General features: G+C 72.1%; 11 protein-coding genes. 4 read left to right on the forward strand and 7 right to left on the reverse strand.

Features of this window, described 5'->3' with window-relative positions:
• Positions 1-942 (reverse strand): deoxyribose-phosphate aldolase, encoded by a 942-nt coding sequence (gene deoC / locus BM076_RS11655; RefSeq protein WP_245795992.1) that lies wholly within the window; start codon positions 940-942, stop codon positions 1-3.
• Between the two features lie 297 nt (positions 943-1,239).
• On the opposite strand from deoC, the gene BM076_RS11660 reads away from it, so the two are divergent.
• On the forward strand, positions 1,240-1,950 hold the full coding sequence (locus tag BM076_RS11660; RefSeq protein WP_093713365.1) for a PH domain-containing protein: 711 nt from the start codon (positions 1,240-1,242) through the stop codon (positions 1,948-1,950).
• Positions 1,951-2,026: 76 nt separating this feature from the next.
• Here BM076_RS11660 and BM076_RS11665 read toward each other — a convergent pair whose 3' ends face one another.
• From BM076_RS11665 to BM076_RS11680, 4 genes are all read right to left on the reverse strand, one after another.
• Complete coding sequence (locus tag BM076_RS11665; protein WP_093713366.1) at positions 2,027-2,755, reverse strand: glycoside hydrolase family 16 protein; 729 nt, start codon at positions 2,753-2,755, stop codon at positions 2,027-2,029.
• Positions 2,756-3,028: 273 nt separating this feature from the next.
• Complete coding sequence (locus tag BM076_RS11670; protein WP_093713367.1) at positions 3,029-4,732, reverse strand: phospho-sugar mutase; 1,704 nt, start codon at positions 4,730-4,732, stop codon at positions 3,029-3,031.
• Between the two features lie 71 nt (positions 4,733-4,803).
• The gene (locus tag BM076_RS11675; RefSeq protein ID WP_093713368.1) at positions 4,804-5,619 is read right to left on the reverse strand and encodes a purine-nucleoside phosphorylase; all 816 of its coding nucleotides are present in this window, start codon (positions 5,617-5,619) and stop codon (positions 4,804-4,806) included.
• Between the two features lie 309 nt (positions 5,620-5,928).
• Positions 5,929-6,366, reverse strand: a complete 438-nt coding sequence (locus BM076_RS11680) for a gamma-glutamylcyclotransferase (protein ID WP_093713369.1) — start codon at positions 6,364-6,366, stop codon at positions 5,929-5,931.
• Between the two features lie 97 nt (positions 6,367-6,463).
• Here BM076_RS11680 and BM076_RS11685 point away from each other — a divergent pair, with 97 nt between their 5' ends.
• Both BM076_RS11685 and BM076_RS11690 read left to right on the forward strand, forming a co-directional pair.
• Entirely contained in the window at positions 6,464-7,921 is a 1,458-nt protein-coding gene (locus BM076_RS11685) for an NAD(P)H-quinone dehydrogenase (protein WP_093713370.1), read from the forward strand.
• A gap of 153 nt (positions 7,922-8,074) precedes the next feature.
• Positions 8,075-9,004: a DeoR/GlpR family DNA-binding transcription regulator gene (locus BM076_RS11690; RefSeq protein WP_093713371.1), complete on the forward strand. Its 930-nt coding sequence runs from the start codon at positions 8,075-8,077 to the stop codon at positions 9,002-9,004.
• Between the two features lie 121 nt (positions 9,005-9,125).
• Here BM076_RS11690 and BM076_RS11695 read toward each other — a convergent pair whose 3' ends face one another.
• Positions 9,126-9,689, reverse strand: coding sequence for a TetR/AcrR family transcriptional regulator (locus BM076_RS11695; RefSeq protein ID WP_093713372.1), 564 nt, complete (start codon positions 9,687-9,689; stop codon positions 9,126-9,128).
• 150 nt (positions 9,690-9,839) lie between these two features.
• Between BM076_RS11695 and BM076_RS11700 the strand changes: the two genes are divergently transcribed.
• A complete protein-coding gene (locus BM076_RS11700) occupies positions 9,840-11,276 on the forward strand; it encodes an MFS transporter (RefSeq protein WP_093713373.1) in 1,437 nt (478 codons plus the stop codon).
• 120 nt (positions 11,277-11,396) lie between these two features.
• On the opposite strand, the gene BM076_RS11705 is transcribed toward BM076_RS11700, so the two are convergent.
• Positions 11,397-12,100, reverse strand: a 704-nt coding sequence (locus tag BM076_RS11705) for a biotin/lipoyl-containing protein (RefSeq protein WP_143120553.1), incomplete at its 5' end; no start/stop codon positions are given.

The raw sequence follows: 12,100 nt of genomic DNA on the forward strand, positions 1-12,100 counted from the left end.
TCAGTCCACCGTCACGTAATCGGGACCGGAGTACCGGCCGGTGCTGAGCTTCTGACGCTGCATCAGCAAGTCGTTGAGCAGGCTGGAGGCGCCGAAGCGGAACCAGTCGGGGGACAGCCAGTCGTCGCCGAGCGTCTCGTTGACCATCACCAGGTACTTGATCGCGTCCTTCGACGTCCGGATGCCGCCGGCCGGCTTCACCCCGACCTGCACGCCGACCGTCGCGCGGAAGTCGCGTACCGCCTCCAGCATCAGCAGCGTGTTCGGCGGGGTCGCGTTGACCGCGACCTTGCCGGTCGAGGTCTTGATGAAGTCCGCGCCCGCGAGCATCGCCAGCCAGGAGCAGCGGCGGATGTTGTCGTACGTCGCCAGCTCGCCGTTCTCGAAGATCACCTTCAGGTGGGCGACGCTCTTGTCGGCCCGCACGCACGCCTGCTTGACCGCCCGGATCTCCTCGAAGACCTCCAGGTAGCGGCCGGACAGGAAGGCGCCGCGGTCGATCACCATGTCGATCTCGTCGGCGCCGGCCGCGACCGCGTCCGCGGTGTCGGCGAGCTTGACCGGCAGTGCGGTGCGGCCCGCGGGGAAGGCGGTGGCCACCGACGCGACGTGGATGCCGGAGTCGCCGAGCGCCTCCTTGGCGGTGGCGACCATGTCCGGGTAGACGCAGATCGCCGCGACCTTGGGCGTCGTACGGTCCGTCGGATCCGGCTGGATGCCCTTGGCGCACAGCGCCCGGACCTTGCCCGGGGTGTCCGCGCCCTCGAGCGTGGTCAGGTCGATCATCGAGATCGCGAGGTCGATGGCGTACGCCTTCGCCGTCGTCTTGATCGAACGGGTGCCGAGGCCGGCGGCCCGGGCTTCGAGGCCGACCGCGTCCACGCCGGGCAGTCCGTGCAGGAAGCGGCGGAGCGCCCTGTCGGAGGCGGTCACGTCCGACAGCGCCGCCAGCCGGCCCGCGGCGTCGGGCGCGTAGGCGGGTACGGGCGACGGCACGGACGGGGACGAGGCCGAGGACGAGGCCGGGGGCGACGACGGTGGGGCCGACGAGGGCAGGGGCGAAGACATGGTCACCACATCAGCATATCTACGCGCGTAGCGACCCGCCACCCCCGGTACGCGACCATCGGCCCCGGTACGCGACCGCCCCGCCCCGGAAACGCGACCGCCGGGACCGATGCGCGACCGCAATCGGGTCGTGGCCGAGCCCGGGACGGGCGTCAGGCACAATCGGGCCTTATGACGAGCTCCAACGACCGACCGCCCGCCCGGGCCACCGCGGAACCCGCCCGCCCGCAGTACGCCGACCGCGTCTACCGCTCGACGGCCGGAGTCTGCGGAGGCGTGCTGCTGCTGGTGCTCGCGGGCTGGCTGGGCGGCGACGCCGTGGTCAACGGCTCCGGCCACGCCCCGTGGCTCGCGCTGGCCACGCTGCTGCTCGTGGTCCCGCTGATCGTCGCCTTCACCCTGCGGCCCGCGGTCTACGCGGGCGAGGAGCGGATCAGGATCCGCAACCCCTTCCGGACGATCACGCTGCCGTGGTCCGCGGTCGACTCGCTGCGGGCCTCCTTCTCCAACGAGCTGTTCTCCGGCGACAAGAAGTACCAGCTGTGGGCCATCCCGGTGTCCCTGCGCGCCCGCAAGCGCGCCGCCCGCCAGGACGCCCGGGCCAAGGCCGCGGGCGACGACCCGTTCGGGATGCCGGTCCGCCGCCGCCCGACCCCGTCGCTGTCCGGCGACGGCACCATCCGCTCGACGTCCGACCAGGCCATCGAGGACCTGCGCGAGCTGCGCGAACGGCACGGCGGCGACGGTGACGCCGGTGGCGTCGGTGCGGCCGACGGCGAGGGCGGCCGGCAGGGGACGACGATCCGCTGGGCGTACGAGGTGATCGCCCCGGCCGTGGCCGGCCTGGTCGTCCTGGTCGTGCTGCTGGCCGTCGGCGGCTGAGCCCCGCGTCCTCTCAGGCGGCTGAGCCCCGCGCCCTCCCACCGGGGCGCGGGACCCGTGAACCCCGGAACGCGTCTTACGGGTAATACGGCGTGTACGTGATCGCGGAGACCTTCAGATAGCGCGCGCCGTCCGCCGTGGCCCAGGTCGAGGAGTCCGGGTTGCCCGGCCAGTCGCCGCCGACCGCGGTGTTGACGATGAAGTGCATGCCCACGCCGGGTGCCGTGGTGTACCACTTGGTGCCCTGGTAGACCTCGTCCACCGCGAAGTCGATGTGGTCGGGCCACCAGCTGAACGAGTAGGTGTGGAAGGTGTTGGTCCAGCCCGCCGCGTTGTACTTCGTCCACTGCGTCTGCGCGTTGCTGGTGTCGTGGAAGGTCTGGTGCACATTGCCCGGGTCGGAGCCGACGATCTCCGCCGCGTCCATCTCGGGCAGCCACGGCTGGAGATAGGCCGCCCACACCGCGGGCAGCAGCCCCCGGCCGTTGGGCATGTTCGCGGTGAAGCGGTAAGTGCCGTAGCCGTAGAGGGCCTTGGACTCCACGCGGCCCGAGTAGTACGTGCCGTCGGCCGCCCGGTAGGTCTTGATCATCAAGGTGCCGCCGTCGTACCAGACGCAACTGGGCGTGTACGTCTCCAGTTCGTTGTTGGCGGTCCACCGGCCGTTGATCACGTTCCAGGAGTTGACGGTCTGCGGCGCTCCCCAGGTGCCGGCGTGGGCGGGCGCCGGGAGGACCAGCAGGGACAGCAGGGCCGCGAGCGCGACGCCGACCAGGCGCGCCGGTCGCAGGATTGAGGACGTCATCGGAACCTCCGTTGCTCGGACGGCCGTTGGCGGGTCGCTGGCGGGTCGACGATGGTCGCGCTCCCATCGTCGACGGTAGGGGATTGGTACGTACCTGACAAGAACGCGTGCGCGTCACCGCCGGGACGCGGGCGCGCACGCGCCGGCGTCAGGACGCCGACGCGACCCGGGGCGCCACGGCCCGTCGTCAGATACCGGCCGCCCGCCGGCCCGCGACCGAACCGGCGCCCGGCACTCCGAACCGGCGCACGGCGCCCACGTATTGACGTCCCGTCAGATGCCGGCCGCCGCCGCGAAGTCCGTCTTCAGTGCCGCCAGCACCTCGTCGGCGGTGCGCCGGGCCGCGCCCAGCCCCGCCGCGGAAGCGACCGGCACCACGACCTCCAGGTAGCACTTCAGCTTCGGCTCGGTGCCGCTCGGCCGGACGATCACCCGCGCCGACTCCACGGCCCCGGCGCCCGCCAGGCGGTAGCGCAGCCCGTCCGTCGGCGGCAGATCGGCGCTGCCCTCGGCGAGGTCCTCCGCCGAGGCGACCGCGAGCCCGGCGAGCGCGGCCGGGGGCCGCTCGCGCAGCCGCGCCATCGCGTCCGCGATCAGCGACAGGTCCGCGACCCGCGCCGAGAGCTGGTCGGTGGCGTGCAGACCGTGGTCGAGCGCGATGTCGTCCAGCAGGTCGGACAGGGTGCGCGAGTCCCGCTTCAGCGTCGCGGCCAGCTCCGCGACCAGCAGCGCCGCCGTCATGCCGTCCTTGTCCCGCACACCGGCCGGGTCGACGCAGTAGCCGAGCGCCTCCTCGTACCCGTAGCGCAGGCCCTCGACGCGGGCGATCCACTTGAAGCCGGTCAGCGTGTCGCGGTACGCCAGGCCCGCGCGCGCCGCGATCTTCGACAGCAGCGAGGAGGAGACGATGCTCGCCGCGAAGGTGTCGCGCCCGGCCACCGCCCCGCCCGTACGCACCAGGTGGACGGCGAGCAGCGCGCCCAGTTCGTCGCCGCGCAGCATCCGCCAGCCCGCCGGGGCGTCCCGGTCGGGTACGGCGACGGCGCAGCGGTCGGCGTCCGGGTCGTTGGCGATCACGACGTCGGGGCCGACGGACTGGGCGCACTTGAACGCCAGGTCCATCGCGCCCGGCTCCTCCGGGTTGGGGAAGGCCACGGTCGGGAAGTCCGGGTCCGGCTCGGCCTGTTCGGCGACCGGCGTCGGCGCGGGGAAACCGGCCCGCGCGAAGGCCGCCATCGCGGTGCGCAGCCCGACCCCGTGCATCGGCGTGTAGACCACGGACACGTCCCGCGCGCCGCCCGGCGCGACCACACCCGCGGCCCGGTCCAGATACGCCTCGGTCACCTCGGGGCCGAGCATCCGCCAGCCGCTGGTCGCCAGCGGCACGTCCGCGAGCGGGCCGACCGCCGCGATGTGCGCGGCGATCTCCGCGTCGGCGGGCGGCACGATCTGCGAACCGTCGCCCAGATAGACCTTGTAGCCGTTGTCCTGCGGCGGATTGTGGCTCGCGGTCACCATCACACCGGCCGAGGCGCCCAAGTGCCGTATGGCGAAGGCCAGGACGGGCGTCGGCAGCGGGGACGGCAGCAGCGCCGCGGACAGCCCGGCGCCGGTCATCACGGCCACGGTGTCGCGCGCGAAGTCGTACGAATTGTGCCGGGCGTCGTAGCCGACCACGACCGGTCCTTCCGCGCCCTTCTCGCGCAGATACGCGGCCAGGCCGGCCGCGGCCCTGATCACCACGACGCGGTTCATCCGCATCGGCCCGGCGCCCAGCTCGCCGCGCAGCCCCGCGGTGCCGAACTGCAGGGTGCCGGCGAATCGGTCCGCCAGGTCGGCGAGCGCGGCCGCGTCGCCGGTGTCCGCCGCGTCCAGCACCGCGGTCAGCTCGGCCCGCGTGCGCGGGTCCGGGTCCTCCGCGAGCCACGCGCGGGCCCGCTCGATCAGCCCACGGCCGTCGTCCGTACCGCCCGCCATCGCCGCTCTCCGTTCCGCGTCGGGATCCATCTCGGTCGCGCCCCCTCCGTACGTACCCGGGTGCGCGCTCTTCACAGCCTGCCGAGTACCCGGCCGAGCAGCGAACCCATCCGGGTGGCGGACTCGCGGCCCGCCTCCAGGACCTCCTCGTGGTTGAGGGGCTCGCCCGTCATGCCGGCCGCCAGATTGGTGACCAGCGAAATGCCCAGCACCTCGGCGCCCGCCTCGCGGGCCGCGATCGCCTCAAGGCCGGTCGACATGCCGACGAGGTCGCCGCCGATCGCCCGCACCATCCCGATCTCCGCCGGGGTCTCGTAGTGCGGCCCGGGCAGCTGCACGTACACGCCCTCCTCCAACGACGGGTCCACCTCGCGGCACAGGGCGCGCAGCCGCGGCGAGTAGAGGTCGGTGAGGTCGACGAAGTTCGCGCCGACGATCGGGGAGGTGGCCGTCATGTTGATGTGGTCGCTGATCAGCACCGGCTGGCCGGGGCGGAAGCCGGGGCGCAGGCCGCCGCAGCCGTTGGTGAGCACCACCGTCTTGCAGCCGGCCGCGACCGCGGTCCGCACACCGTGCACGACGCTCGCGACGCCCCGGCCCTCGTACAGGTGGGTGCGGCCCAGGAAGATCAGGGCGCGGGTCCCGCCGATGCGTACCGAGCGGACCTTTCCGGAGTGGCCCGCCACCGCGGGCTCCGGGAATCCGGGCAGATCGGTCACCGGCAGCTCGCACTCCGCCGCGCCCAGCTCGTCGGCGGCGGGCACCCAGCCCGAGCCCATGACCAGCGCGACGTCGTGCGCGTCGGCGCCGGTCAGCTCGCGCAGCCGGACAGCGGCGGCGTCCGCCGCGGCATAAGGATCGGGGTTCACGAAATCGTTCACGCGCATGAGCGTAACCTGTCCGGGCCTACGCGCGTAGACGCTGCCCTGAGCTTGTACGGTGCGGTTTCCCTCCGCGGTACGTCCCCACGACCCCGCCCGCGGCCCGGCGGCGCCCGGCCACCCGCCGTTCCCCCTCTGCGCCGTACCCGCCCGCGAGCCCGCGCCGCCCGAGCGCGCAGTTCCCCGCGCCCCTTCGGGGCTCGGCTTCTCCCCGGAAGAAGGGCACGCGTTTTTCAGGGGCGCGGGGAACTGCGCGACAAGCCCCCACCGGGCGCGAGGCCGGCGACGGCGGGGGAAGCCCACGGCGCGTAGCCGTCAGCAGGGCCGCTTCCGAAGCTCCATCACATAGTCGTGCGGCGCCCCCGCCGACTCCGCGGCGTCCGCGAGCTCACCCAGATAGCGCGCCGAGGGCAGCCCGCCCTCGTAGTCGTTCAGGACGTACGCCCACGCGGCAGCGTCCCCGTCGAGCGTGTGCACCCGCACGGTGGTGCGCCGGTACATCCCCAGTGGAACGCCCTCCCAGCGGTCGAGCGACTCCTCGTCGACCGGCGCGAGATCGTAGAGCCCGACGAAGACCTGGCTGTCCGGGTCCTCCACGAGAGTGGCGAGCGCCCCCTCCCACCCCATCTGCTCGCCGCCGAAGGTGAGCCGCCAGCCGTCCAGCCAGCCGGTGCCGCGCTGCGGGGAGTGCGGGGCGCGGCGCGTCATCAGCCGCGCGTCGAGGTTGCTTGCGTAGGCGGCGTAGAGCGACATGAGCACGAGGGTACGGGAGCGCGGTGGCCGTACCGTGACGACGCTGTGACCGGTCAACGGTGCCCCGTGGCGGAGAACACTTGGCGCGTGCGGGACAATGGGGTACGTGACAAGGATCGTGATCATCGGTGGCGGACCCGGCGGCTACGAGGCTGCGCTGGTGGCAGCGCAGCTCGGCGCGGAGGTGACCGTCGTGGACTGCGACGGCCTGGGCGGGGCGTCGGTGCTCACCGACTGCGTCCCCTCCAAGACCCTCATCGCGACCGCCGAGGTGATGACGACGTTCGACTCCTCGTACGAGGAGCTGGGCATCATCGTTGCCGACGACACCCCGCCGCTGGAGCGCTCCGCCCGCGTCGTCGGCGTGGACCTCGGCAAGGTCAACCGCCGCGTCAAGCGCCTCGCGCTGGCCCAGTCGCACGACATCACCGCCGCCGTGACCCGGGCCGGCGCCCGGGTGATGCGCGGGCGCGGCCGGCTCGACGGCTGCCAGACCGCGGCCGACGGCAGCCGCTGCGTGGTGGTCGAGGCCGCCGACGGCACGACCGAGCGGCTGACCGCCGACGCCGTCCTGGTCGCGACCGGCGCGCGCCCGCGCGAACTGGAGGACGCGCTGCCCGACGGCGAGCGCATCCTGAACTGGACGCAGGTCTACGACCTGGACGAGCTGCCGGAAGAGCTGATCGTGGTCGGCTCGGGTGTGACCGGCGCCGAGTTCGCGGGCGCCTACCAGGCGCTCGGCTCCACTGTCACCCTGGTCTCCTCCCGCGACCGCGTGCTGCCCGGTGAGGACCCGGACGCCGCCGCCGTTCTGGAGGACGTCTTCCGCCGCCGCGGCATGAACGTCATGGCCCGCTCCCGCGCCCAGTCCGTCAAGCGGATCGGCGACCGCGTCGAGGTCGCCCTCGCCGACGGCCGGGTGATCACCGGCACGCACTGCCTGATGGCGGTCGGCGCGATCCCGAACACCTCCGGCATGGGTCTGGAGGAGTCGGGCGTGAAGCTGACCGGCTCCGGGCACATCTGGACCGACAAGGTGTCCCGGACGAGCGCGCCCGGCGTGTACGCGGCCGGCGACGTGACGGGGATCTTCGCGCTCGCGTCGGTCGCCGCCATGCAGGGCCGGATCGCGATGTACCACTTCCTCGGCGACGCGGTGGCCCCGCTCAATCTCAAGACGGTCTCCTCCAACGTCTTCACCGACCCCGAGATCGCGACCGTCGGCTACACGCAGGCCGACGTGGACAACAAGCGGATCGTGGCGAATGTGGTGAAGCTGCCGCTGCTGCGCAATCCGCGGGCCAAGATGCAGGGCATCAGGGACGGTTTCGTGAAGCTGTTCTGCCGTCCCGGCACCGGCATCGTGGTCGGGGGAGTGGTGGTCGCGCCCAAGGCCAGCGAGCTGATCCACCCGATCTCGATCGCCGTCGACAACAATCTGACGGTCGAGCAGATCGCCAACGCCTTCACCGTCTACCCGTCGCTGTCCGGGTCGGTCGCCGAGGTGGCGCGCCAGCTGCACACCCGCAAGACCGCCGAGGCCGACCAGGGCTGACCTCCCGTCGGTGCCGGGGCTGACCGGCCCTCAGTAATGGGGTGACGAACGCACGGTCGGCCTATAGCACTTGGCGGTCTCTTTTGTGCACGACTTCCGTCATCCGGTGCAAAGTGCTGAAACAAGACGGACGTTGGCGTTACTGTCGGTTTCGTGTTCGCTGCAGAACGTCGCCAATTGATCCTCGAAATGGTGCGGGCCAACGGAGCGGTCTCGCTCCGTGAACTCGCCCGCGTCGTCCAGACCTCAGAAGTGACCGTACGCCGGGACGTGCGCGCGCTGGAGGCCGAAGGACTGCTGGACCGCCGGCACGGCGGTGCGGTGCTGCCCGGAGGCTTCACCAGAGAGTCCGGCTTCCCGCAGAAATCCCATCTGGCGACCGCGGAGAAATCGGCCATCGCCGAACTCGCGGCCGATCTCGTGGACGAGGGCGAGGCCATCGTCGTCGGCGCGGGAACCACCACGCAGGAGCTGGCCCGGCGGCTCGCGCGGGTGCCGGGGCTGACCGTGGTCACCAACTCCCTGCTCGTCGCCCAGGCGTTGGCGCACGCCAACCGGGTCGAGGTGGTGATGACCGGCGGCACGCTGCGCGGGTCGAACTACGGCCTGGTGGGCAGCGGTGCCGAGCAGTCCCTGCAAGGGCTGCGGGTCTCGCGCGCCTTCCTGTCCGGCGCTGGCCTGACCGCCGAGCGCGGCCTGTCCACGTCCAACATGCTCTCCGCGAGCGTCGACCGGGCGCTGGTGCAGTCGGCCGCCGAGGTGGTGGTCCTCGCCGACCACACCAAGCTCGGCACCGACACGATGTTCCAGACCGTGCCCACCGACCTGATCACGCATCTGGTGACCGACGAGCCGCCCGGCGGTGACGAACGCGCCGGTACCGAACTCCAGGCACTCGCCGACCGCGGTGTGCAGATCACCGTGGCGCCGCTGACCGGCGCGGACGCCATCGCCGCCGGACGTCCGCGCCACGACCAGCCCCTGCCGGGACCCCGGCGGCCGCAGCCCCTGCGCAGCGCCCAGCCCCTGACGGGCGGCGCCGGCGACCCGACCCCACGCCTCGCGGACGTCCGCCGCCGCTAGGCTCCCGTCCCGTCCTCTTCTGGCGGAGATACGATTTTTCACCCGGCGCGTCGTGCGGGTGCGGGCCGGTCCGGCGGCCGTGCCGGGCCGGGGTCTCACCCGGCCGTGATGCGCCGGTGGCTCACCCGGCCGTTGCCGGTGCGGTCTCGCGGGTGCGCAGGCCGTCCACGGCCAGCGTCATCAGGCGGCCGAACAGCCCCTTGTCGTCACGGTTGTTCTCGGCGGTCAGCACGATCGCGTTGGTCAGCTTCAGCAGGTCGCCGATGGTGGTGTCGGTACGGACCGCGCCCGCGTCCTTCGCGCGCTGGAGCAGTGTGTCGCCGGCCGAGCGCAGCAGCGTCTTGCACGCGGGCATCTTCGCGTCCGGCGCCGACATGATGGCGTGCGCCAGGCCGCGGTAGGCGGTGGAGTGCACGCCCACCGTGCGCAGCCAGTCGGTGAGCGCCTCCACCGGGTCCGGTGCGTCCAGCAGTTCGCGCGCCCGGTCGTTGATCTTCACGACCTCCTGCTCGAAGACCGCGTTCATCAGGGTGTAGCGGTCGGGGAAGTGCCGGTAGAGCGTGCCGATGCCGACGCCCGCGTGCCGCGCGATGTCCTCCAGTGCCACCTCGGTGCCGTGCACCATGAACGCCTGCGTGGCCTCCTCCAGCAAGCGGTCGTAGTTCCGCTGCGCGTCTGCCCGCATGTCGTCGTGCCTCCTGACGTGCCGAACTCCGGGTCGTTCCCGGGCCGTCTCCGAGCGATCCCCGAAAGCGATTGTAGAACCGGAGGGTGTCTCCGTATAGTTTTCGGAGGCAACCTCCGTTTTTTGCTCTCCGCAGGAGGCTCACTCAGCATGTCCACACCCGCTGTACGCGATTTTTCCACCACCACCCGCACTCCGTCCCCCTCCCGCGGGCGTCCGTTCATCGCCCTCGTGGCCATCGTCGGCACGCAGTTGATGCTGCTGCTCGACGCCACCGTGGTGAACGTCGCCCTGCCGGGTATCGGCACCCATCTCGGTTTCTCGCCGACCGGCATGTCCTGGGTGCTCAACGTCTACACGCTGGCCTTCGGCGGCCTGCTGCTGCTCGGCAGCCGGATCGGCGACCTGATCGGCCGCCGCAGAGCGCTCGTCTGGGGCGTCGGCGCCTTCACCGTGGCCTCGGTCGCCGGTGGCGTCGCCAATGACTCCACGACCCTGCTGATCGCCCGCGGCCTCCAGGGCGCCGCCGCGGCACTGGCCGCGCCGAGCACGCTGGCGCTGATCGCGACCTCCTTCTCCGAGGGCACGGAGCGCAACCGCGCGCTGAGCGTCTTCTCCGCGATTTCCGGCGCCGGCTCGGCGATCGGCCTGACCGTCGGCGGCATGCTCACCGACTGGGGCTCCTGGCGCTGGGTCTTCTTCGTCAACGTCCCCGTGGGCATCGCCATCGTGCTGCTCGCCCCGCGCTACATCAAGGAGACCGAACGGCACCCCGGCGGCCGGTTCGACATCGCGGGCGCGCTCACCGGCACCCTCGGCATGGCCTCGCTGGTCTACGCGTTCATCCGGGTCGGCGAGAGCCACTGGACCGACCCGCGCGCCCTCACCACCTTCGCCGTCGCCGCCGCGCTGCTGGTCTCGTTCCTGATCAACGAGACGCGCGTGGAGCGCCCGCTGGTTGTGCTGCGGCTCTTCCTCAACCGCAACCGCGCGCTGGCGTACGGGATCATGCTGCTGGTCCCCGCCGGGATGTTCGGGGTGTTCTACTTCTCCACCCAGTACCTCCAGACGTATCTGCACTACAGCCCGCTGCGTACCGGCTTCGCCTTCCTGCCGCTGGCCGGGCCGCTGTTCGCCGCCGCCCGCATCGCCCCGCGGGCGCTGGCCCGTTACGGCGCCAAGCGCGTCGCCGCGACCGGCGGGCTGCTCAACGTCGGCGGTACGGTCTGGCTGGCCACGCTCACGGCGTCCGACGGCTACGCGGGCGGCATCCTCGGCCCGCTGATCCTGATCGGTGTCGGCGTCGGCTTCACGATGATGCCGCTCAACACCTTCATCCTGTCCGGCGTCGAGCCGAAGGAGGCGGGTTCCGCGTCCGGGCTGCTCCAGACGATGCAGCAGGTCGGCGGCAGCCTCGGCCTGTCCATCCTGGTCACGGTCTTCGGCACGGTGTCCCGGCACTCGCACAAGGAGCCGTTCATCGACGGCGCCACCGCGGCCTTCACCGCCGCCGCCGTCTTCACCGGCCTGTCCGTCGCCCTCGTCCTGGCCCTGCGCTCCCCGAAGGCCCCGGTCCTGCGCCGCTGACCGTATCGACGCCGCGGACGTACGACCGTACGTACGGCTCATGCGGTCGTACGGACAAACGCCGGTGGGGCTGGTCGTCAGGACCAGCCCCACCGGCGTTCGTTTCACCCGAACGTGTCGTCAGTCCTTGATCTCGCAGATGACGGCGCCGGAGGAGACGGAGGTGCCGACTTCGGCTTTCAGGCCGATGACGGTGCCGGAGCGGTGGGCGTTCAGCGGTTGTTCCATCTTCATCGCTTCCAGGACCACGATCAGGTCTCCCGCGGTGACCTGCTGGCCCTCCTCGACGGCGACCTTCACGATGGTGCCCTGCATCGGCGAGGGCAACGCGTCCCCCGACACCGCCGCACCCGCCTTGACCGCGGTACGCCGCTTGGGCTTGGCACCGCCGGCTGCGGCGGTACGGGCCAGCGTCATGCCCAGCGACGCCGGCAGCGACACCTCAAGGCGCTTGCCGCCGACCTCGACGACCACTGTCTCCCGCCCGGCCGCCTCCTCATCATCGGAGACCGCGCCGCCGGTGAAGGGGGGGATGGTGTTGGTGAACTCCGTCTCGATCCACCGGGTGTGGACCGTGAACGGGGTGCCGTCGTCGGTGGCGAACGCCGGGTCGACCACGACCGCCCGGTGGAAGGGGATCGCGGTCGCCATCCCCTCCACCGTGAACTCGCCCAGCGCCCGGGCGGCACGCTGCAACGCCTGCTGTCGGGTCGCACCGGTCACGATCAGCTTGGCCAGCAGCGAGTCCCACGCCGGACCGATCACACTGCCCGATTCCACCCCGGCGTCCAGGCGCACCCCCGGCCCCGATGGGGCCTCGAACC

The organism is Actinacidiphila alni, assembly GCF_900112845.1.
GTDB classification, from domain to species: Bacteria; Actinomycetota; Actinomycetes; order Streptomycetales; family Streptomycetaceae; genus Actinacidiphila; species Actinacidiphila alni.

Excerpts from the sequence above, each read along its gene's own strand:
- BM076_RS11660 (WP_093713365.1), top strand. The coding sequence starts at position 1,240 with ATGACGAGCTCCAACGACCGACCGCCCGCCCGGGCCACCGCGGAACCC.
- BM076_RS11665 (WP_093713366.1), bottom strand. The coding sequence starts at position 2,755 with ATGACGTCCTCAATCCTGCGACCGGCGCGCCTGGTCGGCGTCGCGCTC.
- BM076_RS11670 (WP_093713367.1), bottom strand. The coding sequence starts at position 4,732 with ATGGCGGGCGGTACGGACGACGGCCGTGGGCTGATCGAGCGGGCCCGC.
- BM076_RS11675 (WP_093713368.1), bottom strand. The coding sequence starts at position 5,619 with ATGCGCGTGAACGATTTCGTGAACCCCGATCCTTATGCCGCGGCGGAC.
- BM076_RS11680 (WP_093713369.1), bottom strand. The coding sequence starts at position 6,366 with ATGTCGCTCTACGCCGCCTACGCAAGCAACCTCGACGCGCGGCTGATG.
- BM076_RS11685 (WP_093713370.1), top strand. The coding sequence starts at position 6,464 with ATGGGGTACGTGACAAGGATCGTGATCATCGGTGGCGGACCCGGCGGC.
- BM076_RS11695 (WP_093713372.1), bottom strand. The coding sequence starts at position 9,689 with ATGCGGGCAGACGCGCAGCGGAACTACGACCGCTTGCTGGAGGAGGCC.
- BM076_RS11700 (WP_093713373.1), top strand. The coding sequence starts at position 9,840 with ATGTCCACACCCGCTGTACGCGATTTTTCCACCACCACCCGCACTCCG.